General features: G+C 71.5%; 19 protein-coding genes. 12 read left to right on the top strand and 7 right to left on the bottom strand.

Features of this window, described 5'->3' with window-relative positions:
- Positions 1-12: 12 nt before the first annotated feature.
- A complete protein-coding gene (gene glgA, locus BLS95_RS06415; protein WP_090929884.1) occupies positions 13-1,185 on the bottom strand; it encodes a glycogen synthase in 1,173 nt (390 codons plus the stop codon).
- A gap of 158 nt (positions 1,186-1,343) precedes the next feature.
- Between glgA and glgC the strand changes: the two genes are divergently transcribed.
- Entirely contained in the window at positions 1,344-2,579 is a 1,236-nt protein-coding gene (gene glgC / locus BLS95_RS06410) for a glucose-1-phosphate adenylyltransferase (RefSeq protein ID WP_090929883.1), read from the top strand.
- A gap of 216 nt (positions 2,580-2,795) precedes the next feature.
- On the opposite strand, the gene BLS95_RS06405 is transcribed toward glgC, so the two are convergent.
- Complete coding sequence (locus tag BLS95_RS06405) at positions 2,796-3,170, bottom strand: hypothetical protein (protein ID WP_143043603.1); 375 nt, start codon at positions 3,168-3,170, stop codon at positions 2,796-2,798.
- Between the two features lie 242 nt (positions 3,171-3,412).
- Here BLS95_RS06405 and BLS95_RS06400 point away from each other — a divergent pair, with 242 nt between their 5' ends.
- Both BLS95_RS06400 and BLS95_RS06395 read left to right on the top strand, forming a co-directional pair.
- Positions 3,413-4,891 carry an Nramp family divalent metal transporter gene (locus tag BLS95_RS06400; RefSeq protein ID WP_090929881.1) on the top strand — a complete coding sequence of 493 codons (1,479 nt, stop codon included), beginning with the start codon at positions 3,413-3,415 and terminating at the stop codon, positions 4,889-4,891.
- A gap of 107 nt (positions 4,892-4,998) precedes the next feature.
- Entirely contained in the window at positions 4,999-5,580 is a 582-nt protein-coding gene (locus BLS95_RS06395; RefSeq protein ID WP_143043602.1) for a hypothetical protein, read from the top strand.
- 65 nt (positions 5,581-5,645) lie between these two features.
- Here the strand turns inward: BLS95_RS06395 and BLS95_RS06390 are convergent, their stop codons facing one another.
- From BLS95_RS06390 to BLS95_RS06375, 4 genes are all read right to left on the bottom strand, one after another.
- Complete coding sequence (locus tag BLS95_RS06390; protein ID WP_090929879.1) at positions 5,646-6,602, bottom strand: ArsR/SmtB family transcription factor; 957 nt, start codon at positions 6,600-6,602, stop codon at positions 5,646-5,648.
- A gap of 198 nt (positions 6,603-6,800) precedes the next feature.
- Positions 6,801-7,448 carry a class I SAM-dependent methyltransferase gene (locus BLS95_RS06385; protein ID WP_090929878.1) on the bottom strand — a complete coding sequence of 216 codons (648 nt, stop codon included), beginning with the start codon at positions 7,446-7,448 and terminating at the stop codon, positions 6,801-6,803.
- A gap of 54 nt (positions 7,449-7,502) precedes the next feature.
- Complete coding sequence (locus tag BLS95_RS06380) at positions 7,503-8,204, bottom strand: response regulator (protein WP_090929877.1); 702 nt, start codon at positions 8,202-8,204, stop codon at positions 7,503-7,505.
- Positions 8,201-9,373: a sensor histidine kinase gene (locus tag BLS95_RS06375; RefSeq protein WP_143043601.1), complete on the bottom strand. Its 1,173-nt coding sequence runs from the start codon at positions 9,371-9,373 to the stop codon at positions 8,201-8,203. The genes BLS95_RS06380 and BLS95_RS06375 overlap by 4 nt, the downstream gene beginning before the upstream one ends.
- Before the next feature lie 259 nt (positions 9,374-9,632).
- On the opposite strand from BLS95_RS06375, the gene BLS95_RS06370 reads away from it, so the two are divergent.
- From BLS95_RS06370 to BLS95_RS06360, 3 genes are all read left to right on the top strand, one after another.
- Entirely contained in the window at positions 9,633-11,015 is a 1,383-nt protein-coding gene (locus tag BLS95_RS06370; RefSeq protein ID WP_143043600.1) for a xylan 1,4-beta-xylosidase, read from the top strand.
- Positions 11,016-11,134: 119 nt separating this feature from the next.
- Positions 11,135-11,815, top strand: coding sequence for a TetR/AcrR family transcriptional regulator (locus tag BLS95_RS06365; protein WP_176993038.1), 681 nt, complete (start codon positions 11,135-11,137; stop codon positions 11,813-11,815).
- Between the two features lie 121 nt (positions 11,816-11,936).
- Positions 11,937-14,066 carry a SpoIIE family protein phosphatase gene (locus BLS95_RS06360; protein WP_245764872.1) on the top strand — a complete coding sequence of 710 codons (2,130 nt, stop codon included), beginning with the start codon at positions 11,937-11,939 and terminating at the stop codon, positions 14,064-14,066.
- A gap of 14 nt (positions 14,067-14,080) precedes the next feature.
- Here BLS95_RS06360 and BLS95_RS06355 read toward each other — a convergent pair whose 3' ends face one another.
- Positions 14,081-14,446 (bottom strand): hypothetical protein, encoded by a 366-nt coding sequence (locus BLS95_RS06355; protein WP_090929873.1) that lies wholly within the window; start codon positions 14,444-14,446, stop codon positions 14,081-14,083.
- A 198-nt stretch (positions 14,447-14,644) separates the two neighbouring features.
- Here BLS95_RS06355 and BLS95_RS06345 point away from each other — a divergent pair, with 198 nt between their 5' ends.
- The 6 genes from BLS95_RS06345 (at position 14,645) to BLS95_RS06320 (ending at position 20,924) form a co-directional block, all read left to right on the top strand.
- Entirely contained in the window at positions 14,645-15,775 is a 1,131-nt protein-coding gene (locus BLS95_RS06345) for a DUF418 domain-containing protein (RefSeq protein WP_245764871.1), read from the top strand.
- Positions 15,776-15,852: 77 nt separating this feature from the next.
- Positions 15,853-17,358: an ABC transporter substrate-binding protein gene (locus BLS95_RS06340; RefSeq protein ID WP_176993037.1), complete on the top strand. Its 1,506-nt coding sequence runs from the start codon at positions 15,853-15,855 to the stop codon at positions 17,356-17,358.
- Positions 17,358-18,323 carry an ABC transporter permease gene (locus tag BLS95_RS06335; RefSeq protein ID WP_090929871.1) on the top strand — a complete coding sequence of 322 codons (966 nt, stop codon included), beginning with the start codon at positions 17,358-17,360 and terminating at the stop codon, positions 18,321-18,323. The genes BLS95_RS06340 and BLS95_RS06335 overlap by 1 nt, the downstream gene beginning before the upstream one ends.
- Positions 18,320-19,132: an ABC transporter permease gene (locus BLS95_RS06330; RefSeq protein WP_090929870.1), complete on the top strand. Its 813-nt coding sequence runs from the start codon at positions 18,320-18,322 to the stop codon at positions 19,130-19,132. The genes BLS95_RS06335 and BLS95_RS06330 overlap by 4 nt, the downstream gene beginning before the upstream one ends.
- Positions 19,129-19,923, top strand: coding sequence for an ABC transporter ATP-binding protein (locus tag BLS95_RS06325; protein WP_090929869.1), 795 nt, complete (start codon positions 19,129-19,131; stop codon positions 19,921-19,923). The genes BLS95_RS06330 and BLS95_RS06325 overlap by 4 nt, the downstream gene beginning before the upstream one ends.
- Positions 19,920-20,924: an ABC transporter ATP-binding protein gene (locus tag BLS95_RS06320; protein WP_090929868.1), complete on the top strand. Its 1,005-nt coding sequence runs from the start codon at positions 19,920-19,922 to the stop codon at positions 20,922-20,924. The genes BLS95_RS06325 and BLS95_RS06320 overlap by 4 nt, the downstream gene beginning before the upstream one ends.
- Positions 20,925-20,936 lie beyond the last annotated feature (12 nt).

The following is a 20,936-nucleotide window of genomic DNA, read 5'->3' as shown; positions in this document are numbered from 1 at the left end:
CGGCGCGCCCGGTCAGGTCCGCAGTGTGGCGTACAGGTCCACCGTGCGGTGGGCGATGCGCTCCCACGAGAAGTGCTCGACGGCGCGGGCCCGCCCGGCCCGGCCCAGCTCGCGGGCCCGCGCCGGGTCCCCGAGCAGCGTGTTGACGCGTTCGGCCAGGTCGGCGGCGAACCGCTCGGGGTCGTGCGGGGTCCCGTCCGCGCCTTGTGAGATGGGCACCAGCAGGCCCGTCACCCCGTCGGCCACCACCTCGGGGATGCCGCCGGTGGCCGTCGCGACCACGGCCGTCTCGCAGGCCATGGCCTCCAGGTTGACGATCCCCATCGGCTCGTACACCGACGGGCACACGAACACCGTCGCGTGCGTCAGCAGCTGGATCACCTCGGGCTTGGGCAGCATCTCCTGGATCCAGACCACGCCGTCCCGGTCGAGCCCGCGCACCAGCTCCGTCACCTCGGCCGCGATCTCCGTCGTGTCGGGCGCGCCCGCGCAGAGCACGAGCTGCGCGCCCGGGTCGAAGGAGCGCGCCGCGTGCAGGAGGTGGACCAGGCCCTTCTGGCGGGTGATGCGGCCCACGAAGACGACGTAGGGCCTGGCCGGGTCGACGCCGTGTTTGCGCAGGACGTCGGTGCCGGGGTCGGGGGCGTACTGCGTGGTGTCGATGCCGTTGTGGATGACGCTGACCCGGGCGGGCGCGATCTCCGGGTAGGCGGCCAGCACGTCGCGCCGCATGCCCTCCGACACCGCGATCACCGCGTCCGCGGCGGCCAGGGCGGTGCGCTCGGCCCACGACGAGATCGTGTAGCCGCCGCCGAGCTGTTCGGCCTTCCACGGCCGCAGCGGCTCCAGGCTGTGGGTGGTGACCACGTGCGGCACCCCGTGCAGCAGCTTGGCGACATGCCCGGCGAAGTTGGCGTACCAGGTATGGGAGTGGACGACGTCCGCGCCCGCGCAGGCCGCGGCCATCTCCAGGTCCACGCCGAGCACCTGCAGCGCGGCGTTGGCACCGGACAGCTCGCCGGGCACCCGGTAGGCCGAGACGCCCGGCTCGTCGCGATCGGCCCCGAAGCAGCGGACCCGGACGTCGGCCAGCTTGCGCAGCTCCCTGGCCAGGTATTCCATGTGCACCCCGGCCCCGCCGTAGACCTCGGGCGGATATTCCCGGCTGAGCAGATCAACACGCATGACACGACCCTACGAGCAACGCGGCCTGCGGGCACACACCGACAAGCCGGAGGACCAGCACTTAGTTCGTGCAATGTCCTACAAGTCTGGACAGGAAAGGAGGTACGCCCTGCGGGGTTTCGTCGATAGATCGGCTATTTGAGGGTAGCGTCCTGGGCATGAGGTCCCGGAGGGTGCTTGCGGTCGTGCTGGCAGGTGGAGAGGGCAAGAGGCTCATGCCTCTCACGGCGGATCGGGCGAAACCGGCGGTGCCGTTCGGGGGGATGTACCGCCTCATCGACTTCGTGCTGTCCAACCTGGCCAACGGCGGCTTCCTGAAGATCGTGGTGCTGACGCAGTACAAGAACCACAGCCTCGACCGGCACGTGTCCCGCACCTGGCGGCTGTCGGCGATGCTGGGCAACTACGTGACCCCGGTGCCCGCGCAGCAGCGGCTCGGGCCGCGGTGGTTCTCCGGTTCCGCGGACGCCCTCTTCCAGAACCTCAACCTGATCTACGACGAGATGCCCGAGCACGTGATCGTGTTCGGCGCCGACCACATCTACCGCATGGACCCGCGGCAGATGGTCGAGCAGCACGAGGAGTCCGGCGCGGACGTGACGGTGGCGGCGATCAGGCAGCCGCTGTCGCTGGCCGACCAGTTCGGGGTGATCGAGACCGATCCCGAGGGGCGCCGGATCGTGGCGTTCAGGGAGAAGCCGAAGGACGCGGTGGGGCTGGCGGACTCGCCCGACGAGGTGTTCGCGTCGATGGGCAACTACGTCTTCAAGACGCAGTCGATGATCGACGCGCTGCGGGAGGACGCCCTCGATCCCACCAGCAAGCACGACCTGGGCGGCAACATCATCCCGATGCTGGTCAAGTCGGGCGGCGCCGACGTCTACGACTTCAAGCACAACATCGTGCCCGGCTCCAGCGAGCGGGACCGGGGCTACTGGCGTGACGTGGGCACGCTCGACGCCTACTACGACGCGCACATGGACCTCATCTCGGCGCATCCGGTGTTCAACCTCTACAACGACAAGTGGCCGATCTTCACCGGGCACGACCCGCTGCCGCCCGCGAAGTTCGTGCACAACGACGGCGACCGGGTGGGACGGGCGATCGACTCGCTGGTGTCGCCCGGCGTGATCGTCTCCGGTGGCACGGCGATCAGGTCGATCCTGTCGCCCAAGGTGGTGCTCCACTCCCATTCGCTGGTGGAGGACTCCGTACTGATGGAGAACGTCAAGGTCGGGCGGGGCGCGATCGTCCGCAAGGCCATCATCGACAAGAACGTCGTGATCCCGGACGGCGCCAGGATCGGCTTCGACCTCGACTACGACCGTACGCGGTTCGCGCTGACCAGGGGCGGCGTCGTGGTCATCGGCAAGAACGAGATCGTCGATCGCTGACGCCCCTCCGGGGCCGGGCGGACATGCCGGAGCGCCCGCCGGGGGGCGGGTGGTGATCGACGGGGGGAGAGGGGCGGCCTGGTGCGGCCGCCGCGGCGAGCGGTAGGCCGCGGCCGCCTCCAGGGGCCCGGCCCGCCAACGAGCGGACGGGCCCGTCGTCGGGGGCGAGCGGTCCCGGAGCGCCGGGTCGCGCCCCGAGACCCACGCAACGGCTATCTAGAGACCGAGCCAGCCGAAGGGCCAGTTCTCGCCCCAGGGGTGGCCGTGGTGCTTGTCGTGGCCGTCGTGGTCGTGGTCGTGGCCCCAGTCGTCGTCGTCCCAGTCACCCCAGCCGTGGTGGTGCTTGTGGTCCTTGTCCTTGTCCTTGTCCTTGTCCTTGTCCTTGTGGTCCTTCTTGTTGTGCGAACGGGCATCGCAGGCTTCCGCATCACGGCCACCCGCGAACACGCCCTTGTCGTCGATCCAGAGCGCGCCCTTGACATCAGCGATCTTCAGGTCGCACTTGGACGAATCCGCGGCGGCCGGCGCCGCCAGCCCGAAGAGAGCGGCGGCGGCGACCACGCCACCTGCCACTATGAGGTTACCTTTCATGATCTCCCCCTGTAATCACGAAGTGACTCGACCGTCACTGTACGTAGCGAATCCTGCCTCGCCGCACTCCCCACGCCCGCGAGGCCCCACGTCTTTACCTTCCGGTTCGCCGGGATCATCACGAGGTCCTACGTGGCCGCCGGTCTTGGGGGCATCGTCAAGACAGATCTCCGTACGTCCGTAATTGGGCCTTGTCGCCCCCCCTGCTTCGGGATCACCCTGAACGGCAGGAGGCAGTTGACATGTCGCACCCACTAGGAGTCAGCCGTCCGGACCTCGAAGTAACCGATCTGCCCACGCCCGAGGAGGTCTTCAAGGTCTCCAAGGTGGGCGGCAAGGAAATCGTCAAGTACGCCATCGGCCCGAGCCTGATCGCGCTCGGCATCTCCATCGGCAGCGGCGAATGGCTGCTGGGCCCGCTCAGCGTGGGCCAGTACGGATTCGTCGGAGTCGGCTGGGTCATCGTCGTCTCGGCGTTACTGCAAACGTTCTACAACGTCGAATGCTCACGCTACGTAATCGCCACGGGCGAGACGCCGGTCGTCGGCTGGGGCCGGGTGCCGCCCGGCTGGGCGCTCTGGGTGCCGCTGTCCGTCCTCATCGTGATCTTCGCGTTCATCGCCGGCGGCTGGGCCGCCTCCGCGGGACAGGGCGTGTACGCGCTGGTCCACGGCGTGCCCCCGGCCGCGGACGCGGTCGAGCCGCGCTGGTGGGCCGTCGGCCTGCTGGTGCTGGTGTTCCTCATCACCGCGTCCGCCCGGCGCATCAGCCGCGCGCTGGAGCTGGCGAACTGGGTGATGGTCAGCGCGATCCTGCTCGCCCTGCTGGCCGTCTGCCTGCTCGTGGTGCCGTTCAGCCAGTGGTGGGAGGGCATCCTCGGCTTCGTCACCCCGGCCGCGCCCCCCGCCGGGATCACCGCCACGCAACTCGGCGGCCTGGCCGGGTTCACCGCGCTGGCCTCCGGCCTCAACTGGTACGTCATGGGCCACTACCGCGACAAGGGCTACGGCATGGGCCACCGCGTCGGCTACATCGCCGGCCTGCGCGGCGAGCGGAACGAGATCCGGGCCAGCGGCGTCACCTTCCCCGACAACGAGCTCAACCGCGGCCGCTGGCGCAGGTGGTACCGGCTGCTGATGGTGGACATGTGGGGCGTGTTCTTCGTCGGCGCCATGCTCGGCATGCTGCTGCCAACGATCCTCATGGCCCAGGCGGTCACCATGTCCGGCCAGCAGCCCACCCGGGCCAACGTGCCGACGTTCGTGGCCAGCGCGCTCGGCGACGAGTACGGGACGGTGGTCTTCTACGTGGCGCTCGTCGTGGGCGTGCTGGTCCTGTTCTCCACGCAGCTCGGCATCTTCGAGGGGATGGTCCGGGTGACGACGGACGCGGCCAACGCCACGAGCCCGCGCCTGCGCGCCCTGATCTCGGGTGACCCGCGCCGCTTCTACTACCCCTTCATGATCGTGCTGCTGGTCATCATCTCGGTCATCATCTTCCAGTCGGTGCCGGTGGGCCTGGTGGAGTGGTCGGCCAACATGTCGAACCTGGGCGCGCTGATCTATCCGTTCCTGCTCATGTACCTGAACAGCAGGCTCCCGCGCCCGGCCCGGCCGCGTCCCTGGCACTACGTCATCCTGGTGCTCAACTTCCTGTTCTTCGGCTTCTTCTTCGTCAACTTCATCGCCGACTTCATCGGAGATCCGCTGGTCACCTTCTGAAGTTTCCAGGTTCCTCGAAGTAATCACGGCTCCCTCCGGCCCGGCACTAGCTTGGCTACCGCTTGGCCCAGTCAATGGGCTCGTCCGAGTCGGAGGGAAACATTCTCATGGCATTGTCGTTCGGCCGCCTGGCCCGTCCCGTCGGTGTGGGACTGGCGGTGGCGCTCAGCGCCACGCTGTCTCTCGGCGTGGCGACGCAGGCCTCCGCCGCCACGGCGGAGACGGCCGGCATCAGCATTGCCCAGCAGCAGCAGCGTGTGAGGCTCTATGAGCTGACGACGCGGGACGGGGGATTCTTCTACACCGCCAACGAGGCGGAGAAGAACAACGCCGTGACCAAGTTCGGCTGGAAGACGACGCAGACTCCGCTGTACTACATCTCCAAGGCGCCGTTCGCCGGCGGCAAGCCGCTCTACCGGCTGCGCTGGAACCTGAAGGAGTCCTACCTCGTCACCGCGTCCGTCGCCGAGCGGGTGAAGCTCGTGGCCTCGGGCGACTTCAAGTACGAGGGCATCATGGGGTACGCGCCCGCCACGCCGGGCGCCGGTGGCGACGTGAAGATGTACCGCCTGTCCAACAACAACAAGTGGCGTCTCGCGATCGAGGATCACATGAAGTCGATCGTGGCGAACGAGCCGGGCTGGAAGCTTGACGGCCCGATCCTGTTCGAGTTCAGCAGGGGCGCCTGAGCATATCGACGAGGCGCGCCGGTCACCACCGGCGCGCCTCTTTCATGTCCGTGCCGTCGCGCCCCTCAACGCCGGAACAGCTCCAGCAGCTCGTCCCCGCGGTCGGTGCGGGCGATCCAGACCTCCCGGCCGCGGCGCTCCCTCGTGATGAGCCGCGCGGCCCGCAGCCGGTCGCAGTGGTAGGTGATGCTGCTGGGCGCCGCCTGCAACCCGCTGGCCAGCATGGACATGGTCATGGGCCGTCCGAGCGAGCAGAGCAGGTCCACCCGGACCTCCCCCATCAGCGCCGACAGCTCGTCGCGCGCCGGAGCCGTCGGGCGGCGCCAGAGCGAGTCCGCCCCGGGCACCGGGTACGCGATCCACACGGCGTCCTGCTGGTCCAGGCTGACGATCAGGGCGTCCTTGCCCGCCAGCATCGGCACCAGGACGACCTCCCGCTCGCCCAGGTCGAACGTGCCGGGTTCGAGGTCGGAGATGAGCAGCCGGCCCTCGCCCTGCACGATCCGGCTGTTGAGCGCGCCGAGCAGCAGCTCGGGCCCGCCGCGTACGGCGGCCACGCCCACCCGCCGCACCTCCCTGTCCAGCAGGCCGCGGGCCTGCCGCCACAGGGGCTCGGTGACACTCCAGACGTCGGCCAAGGCGGCGGCGTAACCGTGCAGCCAGCGGGTGGGGTGCTCGGCGGCCGAGCGCCAGTGCGGGGGCGGCGGCCCTTCGCCGAACGCCTGCTCCAGGTCCTTGACGAGGGCGCCGGGCGGCAGCTCGCGCAGGGCCGCGAGCTGGTCCGGCACCGTGATGTCGGCGCCGACGGGCGCGCGGGGCACGAGGCTGTCGGGGACCACGGAGTGGCCCGGGACGGCCAGCGGGCGCACGGCCTGCCGGCCGAGCGGGCCGACCCGCGAGCCGACGGCCTCGCGCCAGACTTCCGGCAGGCCGCGGCGGCGGCCGGCGAGCGCGTCGCTGATCATGGCGAGCGCCGTGAGATGCGGGGAGATCGAGACGGAAATCCGCGGCGTGGAGGTCATGCGCAGTTCGCTCCACACGGTGGTACTGGTTACGGCTGCTCCTCGGGTTGAACTCGATCCGGTGACGGATCGCCAACCTAGCCTTGTCCCTTACCGCCGACTTTCATCTGGGTTGCACCGAACGGTCACCGTCGGCGCGGACCGCTGAGCCGGGGCGACCGCCCGCCGACCGGCCGGCAGGGCTGCCCCGGCCCGGCGTCAGCGTCCGGACGGGGCCGGCTCGGCCTCGTAGACGGCGACCGCGAACGGGCGGTGCGTCTTGTCCTCCACGTGGTGCGACAGCAGCGGCAGGCCGACGTGCCCGTGCAGCCGCCGGGACTCCGGCCAGGGATGGACCAGGACGAGCAGCCCGCCGGGGCTCAGCAGCCTGGTCAGCCGGGCCGAGGCGAGGCGGAGCCGCTCGTCGGTGCCCAGGTAGTAGAGGGTTTCCGCGCAGAAGACCAGGTCGTAGTCGTCCGGGTGGTCGTAGGAGAGCAGGTCGGCGCGGACGAAGGACAGACCGGGCGGGCCGGGGTGGGCACGGGCGCGGTTGAGGGCGCGTTCCGAGACGTCCACGCCGGTGATGCTGGCTTTCGGGTAGGCCTCGGCCAGCTTGTGGGTGAAGGCGCCCTCGCTGCAGCCCACGTCCAGGATGCGGGCGTAGGGCCGCTCGGGCAGGGCCTGCAGCGTGGTGGCGTACTTGTGCTGCTCGTACGCGTCGGTGCTCAGGCGCCAACGGTCCGGCGTGCGGTGGTGCCAGTTGAAGTACCGGCGCAGCACGGCCGCCTGGCGGCGGGGCGGAAGGACGGACACGCTCTTGAAGAGCGCGCGGTGCATCAGCTCGGGGAGGGGGCGGGGATGGGTCATAGGACCTGCCGCCGATGAGACGCGATCATGCCCGGAATGTACGAACCGGGAGGCCTAGGCGTCATGAGCCATGGGACCGAATTCCCTCTCGTCCTTGAGGCCCAGTCGGCGCCCGCCGGGGCGGACGAGGCCGATCTCGAACGCGTACACCGCCGCCTGGGTGCGGTCGCGCAGGGAGAGCTTGGTCAGCAGGTTGCTGACGTGGGTCTTGACCGTGCGCTCGGAGATGACGAGCTCCTCGGCGATCTCGGCGTTCGACCGGCCGTCGGCGATGAGGACCAACACCTCCGTCTCGCGCTCGCTGAGCCCCTCGATCTGCCGGGAGGCGGGGGTGGCGGGGCTGAGCCGGGCGAACTCGCCGATCAGCCGGCGGGTCACGGAGGGGGCGAGCAGCGCGTCGCCGGCCGCCACGATGCGCACGGCCTCGCTCAGCTCGCGGGCTCCGGCCTGCTTGAGCAGGAAGCCGCTGGCTCCGGCTCTGAGCGCCTGGTAGACGTACTCGTCCAGGTCGAAGGTGGTCAGCACCACGACCCTGGCCCGCCCGGCGATCTGCCGGGTGGCGTCCAGGCCGTTGAGCACCGGCATGCGCACGTCCATGACGACGACGTCGGGGCGCAGCTCCGCGACCAGGGCGACCGCCTCGCGGCCGTCCGCGGCCTGCCCGACCACCTCGATGTCGGGCTGGGCGTCGAGCAGCACCGCGAAGCCCTCACGGACCATGGCCTGGTCGTCGGCTATCAGCACGCGGATCGTCATGCCTCTCCTTCTCGGGTCAGCGGCAGCAGGGCGTGGACCAGGTAGCCGCCGTCCGGCCGCGGTCCCGCCTCCAGCTCTCCCTCCAGCATGGCCACCCGCTCGCGCATCCCGATCAGACCGTGTCCCGGCCGTCCCGTTCTCAGCGGGGCGGCCGGCCCGGCGGGCGCGTCGTTGGCCACCCGTACCCGCAGCCGGTCGGACAGATAGGCCACCTCGACCAGCGCCGGGGCGCCGGGCGCGTGCCGCAGCACGTTGCTGAGCGCCTCCTGCACGATGCGGTACGCCGACAGCTCAACCCCGGGCGCGAGCGGCACCGGCTCGCCGTGAACCTCCAGCCGGGCCGGCACGCCGGCTTCGGCCATCCGCGCCACCAGCCGGTCCAACTGGTCGAGCGCGGGCCGCGCCTCCTCCGCGCCCTCGTCCCTGAGCAGGCCGAGGATGCGGTGCAACTCGGTGAGCGCCTCCAGCGCGCTGGACCGGATGGCGGCGAAGCTCTCGGTCAGCACCGGCGGCGGATCGGACAGCCGGTACGGCGCCGCCTCCGCCTGCACGGCCACCACCGACATGTGGTGGGCCACCACGTCGTGCAGCTCACGGGCGATACGCGCGCGTTCCTCCAGCAGCGCGTGCCGCGCCCGCGCCTGGCCGCTCTCGCGCCGCGCCTGCGCGAGGCGGCGCTGCGCCTCGTCCCGGGAGCGCACCGCGACGACCGCCACCAACGCGGCCCCGGACAGCACCGTCATCTCGGCGAGGGCCGGCAGCCCCGCCCCGCCGGGCACCAGCAGGCCGAGCACCAGCCCGGCCAGCAGGGTGAAGAGCCACCGCTCCGCGAGCACCCGCGTCCTGGCCCGCAGGCTGCTCAGCACCAGCACGCTGACGTGGATCGCCAGCACCGGCGGCGGCCAGACCACCCCGTCGAGCGCGTCCCGGGTGAGGAGGGAGGCCAGGACCGCGCCGGCGAGCGAGAGCCAGAAGGCCACCGCCGGCCGCCACAGGCACAGCCCCACCGCCGCGGCGAACACCAGCGCCAGCCCGGCCGCCGGCTCGATGCGCACGCCGTGGCTCTCGATAAGCGTGTGCCATGCCACCACGGCCAGGAACACCGCGTACATCCCCGCCGCCATCCGCCCCCACCGCACCGACTCCACCACAACGGTCCCCTCGCGCACGCCGCACCTGTGCGCGATCCTGCCCGACGAACGCGGCGAGCGCGCCGATCCGCCGCCGCCAAGTCCGGCGGGGTTCCGGACGGCTCCCAGCGGAGTCAGCTCCCACCCCCCGGAAACCGACTTCGGGGCTGAGTCAAGACCTTTCCGCGCTCGGAGGATAACGATTGGCTGTGAAACCAGGCTCCGGATGTGCCCCTTTTAGTCCACCCATGGAACGCTACAGGCGGTATTCAGATGGCAAGGATCGGGTGAGACTCGGGTGGGATCGACAAGCGGGGGTACGACGCGCCGGCGGCTCGGCAGGCTGACAGCCTCGGCCGCGGCGGTCGCCGCCATGGTGCTGGCCATGGCGAGCTGCGGAAACGCCGGATCGCAGGAGCCGGAGGCGCCGCCCGGGCAGCAGACCACGGCCGCGCAGGAGCCGGCGGCCAAGAGCGAGCCGGTCAAGCCGCCGGCGGTGGAGCCGGGCTGGCCGCGGTGGGGGTTCACGCACACGGGGGTGAGCGCGAACAACGTCACCGAGCGGTTCGAGCAGGACGTGGCGGATTCGCTGGCGCGCACGCCGATGGTGCAGAACCAGCACATCATGGGGTTCGGCGCGCTCAACCCGGAGCCGTACCCGGGACGGTTCTACTGGGAGGACCTCGACAGCCGCCTGAACCTCATGCAGGAGTCCGATGCCACCCAGGTCATCACGCTCTGCTGCGCGCCCGACTGGATGAAGGGCGGGCCCGAGGGCCCGACCGAGGAGTCGGCGTGGGACGAGCACCTGGAGGACGCCCCCTACCCCGAGCACTACGACGACTTCGCCCGGCTGGCGGCCGAGGTCGCCTCGAAGTACCGGGACGTCAAGTACTTCATGGTGTGGAACGAGTTCAAGGGCTTCTGGCCGGACCACTCCAAGCCCGCGGACTACAAGGGGTACACGGAGCTCTACAACAAGGTCTACGAGGCGGTGAAGAAGGCCCGGCCGGACGCCCAGGTCGGCGGCCCGTACCTCGGGTTCGACAGCAACAAGAGCGGCAGGTCCGAGCTGCGCGGCCCGTGGGGGGTGGTCAACCAGAACTCCCTCGACGCCTTCGAGTACTGGTTCAAGCACAAGAAGGGCGCCGACTTCGTCGTGGTCGACGGCGCCTCGCCGACCGACGCCCACCAGTTGCTGCCGGACGAGTTCGGGGCGGTGCGGAAGTTCTCCGACGTGACCAGGTGGCTGCGTGACAAGGTCGGCGACCTGCCCGTGTGGTGGTCGGAGTTCTACTTCGTGCCCGAGGACGGCACCCGCTGGCCCGCCGACAAGCAGCTGGCCGTGCAGGCCGCCGCGATGATGGAGTTCGCGAGGAGCGGCGCCGCCACGGCGTTGTACTGGAACCCGCAGGAGAAGGAGGGCCCCTGCGAGGGCTGCATGTGGGACCAGAGCACCGGCGCCCCCACGGCGACGGGCGACCTGATCGCCGGCTTCACCCGCTGGTTCCCCGCCGACGTGAAGCTGGAGGCGGTCGCCTCCTCCGACCCGAAGGTGTGGGTGCTGGCCCAGCCCGAGCAGCTCCTGCTGGTCAACACCGCCGACGCCGAGGTGACCACGACCGTGGACGGCAAGGACTTCACGCTCCGGCCGTACGAGGTCAAGTGGAGCGACCGCTAGGGGCGCGTCGGCGGGAACCTCGGGGCCCGGCCGGGTCCAGGCCGGGCAGGGGTTACTTTTACCCGTGCTTGTCGATCACGTCACGGGCCCGGCATCGGGCCCGCTCTATGGTCGCGTGCATGGACTCTCCACAAGACGGCGGACGGGAGCGGATCCTACGGGCGGCGATCAAGCTGTTCGCCGCGCTCGGCTACGACAGCACCACGATCCAGCTGATCGGAGAGGCCGCCGGGGTGGAGCCGAGGACCGTCGGCGCGCATTTCCCCACCAAGCGGGAGCTCTACCTGGCGGTCATGCGGGAGGTCAACCGGCTCCAGGCCACCGACGTCCTGGCCTGGGCCGACGACCTGCGGACCGCCCCGCCGGAGGGGAAGGCGGCCGCGCTGCGGCGGCTGGTGGACAACTATCTGGACCTGTGCCTGCGCCACCCCGAGATCCCGATGTTGTGGATGCACCGCTGGATGGCCGACGCCAGCGACATCGGCCTGGACACGGTCGACGTGCAGCCGTTGACCCCGTACCTCATCGACGGTCTCGCCACCGTGACGGATCCGGCGGATGCCGACGCGCAGTTCACCACGTACACGATCATCTGGTGCGTGCACGGGTTCGTGCTCAGCGGGGTGCTGGACAGGGCGGCGCGTCGGAGCGGCAGCGACGATCCGGGCACGCTGGGACGATTCCGCGAACACATGTACGAGTTGCTCGTCCGGTCCACAGGACTGCCCCGGCCCGCAACGGAGAGCACAGGTCAAGACACGCGCGGCGCCGGTTCAAGGCACCCCGAACCGAACCCCTAAACCGCCTGTGCGCTGACGTAATCGTCAACAACCCGTTACGATCACCCGTGTATTCTGCCCATATGTGGACTTTTGGGCGGATCTTCCGCTCACAGCCCGTGAGCGGAGCAGGCTGAGACCGGTGCGGGGGCACGCCGTCTCGGCCCCCGGCGTGGCGACCGGGTCGCCTCGTCTTGACGACCTGCTGGCCGAGGCCGTCACCGGCACCGGGGCGCACATCGGCGCCGCCTACCTGCTGGCCGAGGACGGCAAGGTCCTGCTCATGGACACGGCGCTGGGCCTGCCGGCGACCATGGCCAGGGCGCTGGCCAGGATCAGGACGAACGACCCCGTGCCGATCGCCGCGGCCGTGCGCGAGCGGCGGCTGGTCTGGCTCTCCTGCCGGGAGCACCTGGCCCGCGCGTTCCCGGTGGCGGCCCTGGTCATGCCCTATCACTTCGCGGTGGCGGCGGTCCCGATCCGCTGCGGCGGCGCCGTACGGGGCGGGTTCCTGCTGCTGTGGCCGGCCGGGCACATGGCGCGGCTGAACCCGCGCAAGCTCGCCGTCATCGAGAACGTCTGCGCCCAGGCGGGCGACCTGCTGGCCCGGGCCGACGGCGAGGGCCGGCCGGTGGTCCCCGCGACGCGGCCTCGGATCCTGGACCCGCGCGCGGCGCGCCCGGTGGACCCGCGGGCGGACCTGGTCGCGCTCGACTGCCTCAACCGCCTGCCGGAGGGCTTCTGCGTGCTCGACGGCGACGGGCGTATGACGCTGGTCACCGCGCCGGCCGCCGACCTGCTGCGGTGCTGCCCCGCCGACCTGGTGGGCGCGCGGCCGTGGGAGCGGCTGCCGTGGCTGGGCGACCCGGCGTTCGAGGACCGCTACCGGGCGGCGGTCGTCGGCCATCAGGTCACCGCGTTCACGGCCCGCAACCCCGCCGGGAGGCGGCTGTCGTTCCAGCTCTACCCGGGCCTGTCGGGGGTCACCGTACGCGTCGCCCCGGAGGCCGATCCCGGCGACCACGGCCAGCGCGCGCCGGAGGCCGGTGCCGGCCGGCGGTCACGGGTGCTCGCGATCCACGAGATGCTGCACCTGGCGACCACGCTCGCGCGGGCGGTGTCGGCGCAGGAGGTGATCGACCTCGTCGCCGACCATGTCATGCCCGTCTACGACGTGCAGGCCCTGGCCATCCTCACCGCCCAGGGCGGCCGGGCGCGGGTGGCCGCCGCCCGCGGCTACAGCCGGCAGGCCGTGGAGGAGTTCGACGGCCGCCCGGTGATCCCGCAGGCGCCCGGCGGGCAGCCCTTCGACCACGGCGGGCCGGACTTCTTCGGCACCTGGGAGGAGCTGCGGCGGGCCCACCCGGACGCGGTCCGGTCCGACGGGATGTCGGCCTGGGCGTTCCTGCCGCTGGTCACCTCGCACCGTGCCGCCATCGGCACCTGCGTGCTCGCGCACGACCGCCCGCACCGGTTCACGACGGACGAGCGCGCCACGCTGACGGCGCTCGCCGGGCTGATCGCCCAGGCGTTCGAGCGCGCCCGCCTGTACGACGTCACGCACCAGCTCGCCGAGTGCCTGCAGTCGAGCCTGCTGCCGCGTACGCTGCCCGAGGTCCCCGGCCTGGAGCTGGCCGCCCGCTACATGCCCGCCACCCCCGGCATGGACATCGGCGGCGACTTCTACGACCTCATCCGCCTGAACGAATCCATGGTCGCGGCCGTCATCGGCGACGTGCAGGGCCACGACATGACCGCGGCGGCCCTCATGGGCCAGGTGCGCACCGCCATCCGGGCCCACGCCACCGCGGGGGCCACGCCCGGCGACGTGCTCGCGCACACCAACCGGCTGCTCACCGAGCTGGCTCCCGACAGGTTCACCAGTTGCCTGTATCTCAGCCTCGACCTGCGCGCCCACACCGCCTGCCTGGCCAGCGCGGGCCACCTGCCGCCACTGATAGCCCGCCCGGACGCGCCCGCGCGGGTCGTCCACTCCGCCCCCGGCCTGCTGCTCGGCATCGACCCCGGAGCCGAGTACGCCACCACCGAACTGGCCCTGCCGCCCGGCGCCGTGCTTGTCCTCTACACCGACGGCCTCGTCGAGGAGCCCGGAGGCGACCTGGGGGAAGCCATCGAGAAGCTGGCCGAGCTCTGCTCGCCGCGCCCCGGCCGCCCCCTGGTCGACCTCCTGGACTGCCTCATCGAGCCGGCCTCCGTCGAGCAGCGCGCGGACGACATCGCGGTGCTCCTCCTGCGCGAGGCGACGTCCTAGCCCCCTGCGGCGGCTCAGCGGACGGGGGCCAGCCGCAGCACCGCCTTGCCCGAGGACAATCCGGCCACGCGCACGCCGATGCCGTTGACCGACCCGGAGCTGCCCTTGCTCAGCCGCGCCTGCGACATCACGCCTGGGCCGGTGCCCTTCACGAGCACGCTCTGCCCGGTGAAGCTGATGGCCAGCCGGGTGATGCCGAACTTGGAGCTCACCCGGAACGTGACCCGCTTGGTCAGCGTCAGATTGCACTTGCCGTCATAACAGGCGCGCAGGTTGGGCGCGGTCACGGCGGCCTTCATGGTCATCGGCGCCTGGGTCACGGGCACCAGGCCGCCGGCGATAGACGCGGCGATCATCAACGTGGTGGCGACGGGGGGCATGATCCTCCTCGGTAGAGCGGCCGGAATGCCATACGCGATCATCGTCGGTCGTTCCGGCCGGGACCGGTCCCTTGGGATCATGCCACGGAAACGCTGGGTGTCCGCGACCAAAGACGCAACGGCGTACATCTTCCTGTGTAGGCCCGTTTCGGCCCTCGGGACGAGTCCGGGCCTGCTCGGCGCCGGGAAGCTTGAGGGGTGACGAAACGCATCGACGCCCTGGACGTCCTGCGCGGCGTGGCGATCCTGGGCACGCTGGGCACCAACATCTGGATCTTCACCGACCCCGGCGGCCCGGCGAACTTCCTGGCCCTCGGCACCGACCGGAGCGCGGCCGAGACGTTCCTGCGCTTCCTGTCCAACGGCAAGTTCCTGGGCCTGCTGACCCTGCTGTTCGGCGTCGGGCTCGAACTGCAGTATCGCAGCACGGTACGGCGGGGCCTGACGTGGCCGGGCCGGTACCTGTGGCGGGCGGCGCTGCTGTTCGCCGAAGGCGTGCTGCACTACATCCTGATCTTCGAGTTCGACGTGCTCATGGGGTACGCCATCACCTCCATGCTCGTCGCGTACCTGATCGGCCGGAGCGCCCGCGCGATCAGGGGCTGGATGATCGCCGCGGGGACGCTGCACGTGCTCCTGGTGGGCCTGCTGACCGCGGTCCTGCTGTACGGCGAGGTCGGGCCCGCCGGCCCCCCGACCACCCTGTTCAGCCAGGGAAGCTGGCCCGAGCAGGTCGCCGCCCGGTTCCGGGACCTGCCCATCTACCGGTCGGAGCTGATCTTCATCATCCCCATGGGGATCGTGCTGTTCCTGGCCGGCGCCCGGCTGGTGCGCGCGGGCGTCTTCGAGGAGCGCGGCGCGCGCCTGCGCCGGTGGCTGACCGGCCTCGGGCTCGGCGCCGCCGCACCGCTGAACCTGCTGACCTCCTTCGCGGGTCCCGCCTGGTTCGCGGTCGACCGCTACCTCCTGGCGCCGCTGGTCGCGCTGGGCCTGCTCGGGCTGATCACCTCGATCGTGCTGGGCCTGCGCGGGGCGCCCGGCGTGGTCCGTACGGCCCTCGCCAGGGTCGGTCGTACCGCGCTGTCCTGCTACGTCCTGCAGAACCTGGTGGCGAGCGCGCTCTGCTACGGCTGGGGCCTGGGCCTGGCCGCCCGGCTCGACTGGCTGCGTCCCTGGTGGGTGCCGGTGGCGTGGGCCGGGATCTGTCTGCTGCTCGTGATCCTCGCGTCGCTGTGGCTGCGCCGCCACGAGCGCGGACCGCTGGAACTGGCCTGGCAGTGGGCCTACCAGGCCCCGTGGCGCAACCGCCGCGCCACCCCGGTGGCCTGACGGGCGCCCCCGCTCCGGAAGATCCGTACAACCAGGGGTATAGTCCACTAAACCTACTGATTTCCCCTGGAGTTAAGGTGCCCCGCAAGTTCGCCGCAGCCGTGGCCGCGCTCGTTCTCTCTCTCGCCGCGTGCGGTGCCGGTCCGGACGGCGGCGGCAGCAGCGGCACGGCCTCCCCCGACGCCGGAGCCACGATCGAGATCGGCTCCCTGTACGAGCCCCAGAACCTCGACAACACCGCCGGCGGCGGCCAGGGGGTGACCGAGGCGTTCAACGGCAACGTCTACGAGGGCCTGTTCAAGCTTACTGACGCGGGCAAGGTGGAGAACCTGCTGGCCGAGAGCCAGGAGGTGTCCGACGACGGCCTGACCTACACCTTCCGGCTGCGCAAGGGCGTGAAGTTCCACTCCGGCAAGACGCTGACCTCCGCCGACGTGAAGAGCAGCATCGAGCGGGTGACCGCCGACGACTCCCAGTCGGCCCGCAAGAGCAGCCTTGAGGTCATCAAGTCGATCGAGACCCCCGACGACGCCACCGTGGTGGTCAAGCTGTCGGACCGGTCGATCTCGCTGGTCTACAACCTGAGCTACGTGTGGATCATCAACAGCGCCGCCAAGGACCTGGCCACCGGCGAGGACGGCACGGGGCCGTACAAGCTGGGCACCTGGAAGCGCGGCTCCACGCTCAGCCTCGACCGCGCGCCCGGTTACTGGGGCACGCCGCCCGCCAACAACGGCGTCGTCTTCCACTACTTCACCGACGCCACGGCGCTCAACAACGCGCTGCTCACCGGCGCGGTGGACATCGTCACCAGCCAGCAGAGCCCCGACGCGCTGAGCCAGTTCACCGGCAACCCGGACTACAAGATCAGCGACGGCCACTCCACCACCAAGCTGCTGCTCGCCTTCAACGACCGCAAGGCGCCCTTCGACAAGCCGCTGGTACGCAAGGCCGTCTCGTCGGCCATCGACGACGCCAAGCTGCTGGAGTCGATCTGGGCGGGTCACGGCAGCCTGATCGGCTCGATGGTGCCGCCCACCGACCCCTGGTACGAGGACCTCACCAAGGTCAACCCGTACGACGTCGAGCTGGCCAAGCGGCAACTGGCCGAGGCCGGGTACGCCAAGGGTTTCCGCTTCACGCTCGACACCCCGAACTACGACCCGCACCCGACGGCGGCCACGTTCATCAAGAGCGAGCTGGCCAAGGTGGGGATCACGGTCGACGTCAACGTCATCACCGCCGACGAGTGGTACACGAAGGTGTACAAGAACCACGACTTCACCGCGACGCTCCAGGAGCACGTCAACGACCGCGACGTGGTCTGGTACGGCGACCCCGACTTCTACTGGGGCTACGACAACCCGCAGGTCACCCAGTGGGTCAGGGAGGCCGAGCAGGCCAAAACCGCCGGTGAGCAGACGGAGCTGCTGAAGAAGGTCAACCGGCAGATCGCCGAGGACGCGGCCAGCGACTGGCTCTACCTCTACCCGCAGATCGTGGTGGCCTCCTCGGCGCTGTCCGGCTACCCGGTCAACGGCCTGAACTCGCAGTTCTACGCGTACGGGATCAAGAAGGGCTGATGGCGCGCTACCTGCTGCGCCGCACCGCTTTCCTGCTGGGCTCGCTGCTGCTGGCGGCGTCGCTGCTGTTCGTGCTGCTGCGGCTGCTGCCCGGCGACCCGGCGAACGCGCTGCTGACGGTCGGCGCCACGCCCGAGCAGGTCGCGGCGGCGCGCCGGCAGATCGGCTCCGACCTGCCGCTGCCGGAGCAGTTCGGCGCGTGGCTGGCCGGGCTGGCCCGGCTGGATCTCGGCACGTCGTTCGTCAGCAGGCTGCCGGTGGGGCCGGAGATCGCCGAGCGGCTGGTGGTGACCGTGCCGCTGACGCTGCTGTCGTTCGCGCTCGCGGTGGTGATCGCGCTGCCCGTCGGGTTCCTGGCCGCCTGGCGCTCCGACCGCTGGTACGGGCCGCTGCTGAACGGGGTCTCCCAGCTCGGCATCGCGGTGCCGGTGTTCTGGATCGGGATGCTGCTGGTGACCGTGTTCGCGCTGCGGCTGCGGGTGCTGCCCGCGGGCGGTTTCCCGCGCGAGGACTGGGCGGACCCGGGCCGGGCGCTGACGTCGCTGGTGCTGCCGGTCGTGACGATCGCGCTGGTCATGTCGGCCTCGCTCATCCGCTACGTCCGCTCGGCCACGCTCGACGTGCTGGGCAGCGACTACCTGCGTACGGCGCGGGCGCTCGGCGCGTCGTTCGCGGGCGCGATGTGGCGGCACGGGCTGCGGAACGCCGCGGTGCCGGTCGTCTCGATCCTGGGCATCGAGCTGGCCACGACGTTCCTGGGCGCGGTGGTGGTGGAGAGCGTGTTCACGTTGCCGGGGCTCGGCACGATGCTGGTCGAGGGCATCGCCGAGCACGACTATCCGGTCATCCAGGGCGTGCTGGTGGTCAGCACGTTCGCGGTGCTGGTGATCGGCTTCGCCGCCGACCTCGGGCAGCGGCTGATGGACCCGCGGTTGCGGGCGCACGTCGGCGGCGGCCGGTCATGAGGGGCCGGCCGACGTTCGTGATCGGGTGCGTGCTGGTCGCGGTGGTGTTCGTGGTGGCCCTCGGGTCGCTGATCTGGTTGCCGTACGATCCGGCTGACACCTCCGGCGGGCGGCTCGTGCCACCGGGCGGCGCTCACCTGCTGGGCACCGACAAGCTGGGCCGTGACCTGCTCACGCAGCTCATGGTGGGCGCCCGCATCGCGCTCACGGTCGGCGTCGGGTCGGTGCTGCTCGGCGGGGCGCTCGGGGTGGCGGGCGGGTTGCTGGCCGGGTTCGCCACCCGCTGGCTGGACGACCTGCTGTCGGCGGCGCTCGACATCCTCATCGCGTTCCCGACGCTGCTGCTGGCCATGCTGGTGGTGGCGGCGCGCGAGGCGTCGCTCGGCTCGGCGGTGCTGGCGATCGGGCTGGCCATGTCCGGGATCGTGGCGCGGCTGACCAGGGTGCTGGTCAAGCGGGTGCTCGCGCAGGACTACATCACGGCCGCGCGCACCTCGGGGGCCTCGTGGCCGCGCGTGGTGGCCGAGCACGTGCTGCCCAACATCTGGCCGACGCTGCTGGTCAACCTGGCCCTGCAGCTCGGGCTGGCGGTGCTGGCCGAGGCGGCGCTGTCGTACCTCGGGCTGGGCCCGCCGCCGCCGAACGCCTCGTGGGGACGGCTGCTGCAGGAGGCGCAGGCCACCGTGCTGACGGCGCCGACCGGCGCCATCGCGCCCGGCGTGCTGCTCGTCGTCCTCGTCGTGGGCGTGAACCTGGTCGCCGACGGCTTCCGCGACCTCGCCGACCCGACCCGCCGGAGGAGCCGATGACCCCCGTCCTGGCCGTCGAGGAGCTCTCCGTACGCCGGGCGGACGGCCACGAGCTGGTCCGCGGCGTGTCCTTCACGCTCGGCCCCGGCGAGCGGCTCGGCCTGATCGGCGAGTCCGGCTCCGGCAAGTCGCTGACCGCGCTAGCCGTCATGGGCCTGCTCCCCGCGGGCATGACCGCGGGCGGCAGCGTGCTGCTGGGCGGGACGCAGGTGGTCGGCGCTCCCGGCAGGCGGCTGGACCGGGTACGCGGGCGGACCGCGAGCGTGGTCTTCCAGGAGCCGCTGACGGCGCTGGACCCGCTGATGCGCGTCGGCCGGCAGATCGCCGGGCCGATCCGCCGCCGTCGCGGGCTGCGGGGGCCGGCTCTGCGGGCCGCCGTCCTGGCCGCGCTGTCGGAGGTACGCCTGCCGGAACGGGTCGCCCGGGCCTACCCGCACGAGATCTCCGGCGGGCAGCGGCAGCGGGTGGCCATCGCCATGGCCCTGGCCTGCGAGCCCGAGGTGCTGATCGCCGACGAGCCCACCACGGCGCTGGACGTGACCGTGCAGGCCGAGGTGCTGGCCCTGCTGGACGGGCTGATCGCGGGCCGGGACATGGCGCTGCTGTTCATCGGGCACGACCTGGCCGTGGTCGCCGGGGTGGCCGACCGGGTCGTGGTGCTCAAGGACGGCTCCGTGGTGGAGTCGGGAAGGACACGTGACATCGTGCGCGAGCCGCGCCATCCCTACACGCGCTCGCTTGTGGACAGCGCGTGGGCGCTGGAGGGCGAACTGGATCGGCTGGCCCCATGACGACCACTCCCCCACCCGGCGATCCCGCCGCCCGCCCACCCGGCGCCCCCGGGCCGGACGCCGCCCCGCACGGCGCTTCCCCGGCCCCGCATGGAGCTCTTCCCGCCTCGCGTGACGCTGTCCCCGCCCCGCAGGATGCTCCCCCCGCACCGCATGACGCTCTCCCCGCCCCGCAGGATGCTCTCCCGGGCCCGCACGATGCTCTCTCGCCCGGCGCGGTGCCGGTGCTGGCGGCGCGTGAGGTCGGCTTCGCCTATCGGGGCGGGCCGGCGGTGCTGGAGGAGGTCTCGGTCGCCGTCACGGCCGGGCGCAGCCTGGCACTGGTCGGGGAGTCGGGCGCGGGCAAGACCACGCTGTTGCGGCTGCTGCTCGGCCTGGCCCGGCCGACGTCCGGGCAGGTGCTCTTCGACGGGGCCGAGCTGGCGCCACGTGACCCGGCGTTCCTGCGGGCCGTGCAGCCGGTGTTCCAGGACCCGTACTCCTCGCTCGATCCGCGGCAGCGGGTCGGCCGGATCGTCTCCGAGCCGCTGCGCTCGATGGGCCTGCTCGCCCCCGGATCCCGCGCGGCCAAACGGGCGGAGGCGGCCGAGCGGGTGGCCGAGGCGCTGGACTCGGTCGGGCTGCCCGCGGACGCGGCGCGCCGCTACCCGCACGAGTTCTCCGGCGGGCAGCGGCAGCGCATCGCGATCGCCCGGGCCATCGTGTGCCGGCCGCGCGTACTGCTCGCCGACGAGCCGGTCAGCGCGCTCGACGTGTCCACCCGGGTGCGCGTGGTGGAGCTGCTGGGTACGCTCGGCGCGAGCCACGGTCTGACCGTCGTGGTGGTCTCGCACGACCTGAGCGTGGTGGCGGCCCTGTGCGCGGAGACGGCGGTCATCGAGCACGGGCGCGTGGTGGAGCAGGGGCGTACGGCCGACGTGCTCGGCTCGCCCGCCCATCCCTACACCCGCAGGCTCATCGAGAGCGTCCCGCGCCTCAGCCGGGCCGCCCGCCTCCGGTGAGCTGACCGGGCC

The sequence above is a fragment of the Nonomuraea jiangxiensis genome (assembly GCF_900099965.1).
Taxonomy (GTDB): domain Bacteria; phylum Actinomycetota; class Actinomycetes; order Streptosporangiales; family Streptosporangiaceae; genus Nonomuraea; species Nonomuraea jiangxiensis.
Note: the sequence above shows the minus strand (reverse complement) of the source record. Positions and strands in the feature narration are given on the sequence as shown.

Bases quoted from the DNA above. Each gene is read 5' to 3' on its own strand.
- glgA (WP_090929884.1), bottom strand. From the start codon at position 1,185: ATGCGTGTTGATCTGCTCAGCCGGGAATATCCGCCCGAGGTCTACGGC.
- glgC (WP_090929883.1), top strand. From the start codon at position 1,344: ATGAGGTCCCGGAGGGTGCTTGCGGTCGTGCTGGCAGGTGGAGAGGGC.
- BLS95_RS06405 (WP_143043603.1), bottom strand. From the start codon at position 3,170: ATGAAAGGTAACCTCATAGTGGCAGGTGGCGTGGTCGCCGCCGCCGCT.
- BLS95_RS06400 (WP_090929881.1), top strand. From the start codon at position 3,413: ATGTCGCACCCACTAGGAGTCAGCCGTCCGGACCTCGAAGTAACCGAT.
- BLS95_RS06395 (WP_143043602.1), top strand. From the start codon at position 4,999: ATGGCATTGTCGTTCGGCCGCCTGGCCCGTCCCGTCGGTGTGGGACTG.
- BLS95_RS06390 (WP_090929879.1), bottom strand. From the start codon at position 6,602: ATGACCTCCACGCCGCGGATTTCCGTCTCGATCTCCCCGCATCTCACG.
- BLS95_RS06385 (WP_090929878.1), bottom strand. From the start codon at position 7,448: ATGACCCATCCCCGCCCCCTCCCCGAGCTGATGCACCGCGCGCTCTTC.
- BLS95_RS06380 (WP_090929877.1), bottom strand. From the start codon at position 8,204: ATGACGATCCGCGTGCTGATAGCCGACGACCAGGCCATGGTCCGTGAG.
- BLS95_RS06365 (WP_176993038.1), top strand. From the start codon at position 11,135: ATGGACTCTCCACAAGACGGCGGACGGGAGCGGATCCTACGGGCGGCG.
- BLS95_RS06355 (WP_090929873.1), bottom strand. From the start codon at position 14,446: ATGCCCCCCGTCGCCACCACGTTGATGATCGCCGCGTCTATCGCCGGC.
- BLS95_RS06335 (WP_090929871.1), top strand. From the start codon at position 17,358: ATGGCGCGCTACCTGCTGCGCCGCACCGCTTTCCTGCTGGGCTCGCTG.
- BLS95_RS06330 (WP_090929870.1), top strand. From the start codon at position 18,320: ATGAGGGGCCGGCCGACGTTCGTGATCGGGTGCGTGCTGGTCGCGGTG.
- BLS95_RS06325 (WP_090929869.1), top strand. From the start codon at position 19,129: ATGACCCCCGTCCTGGCCGTCGAGGAGCTCTCCGTACGCCGGGCGGAC.
- BLS95_RS06320 (WP_090929868.1), top strand. From the start codon at position 19,920: ATGACGACCACTCCCCCACCCGGCGATCCCGCCGCCCGCCCACCCGGC.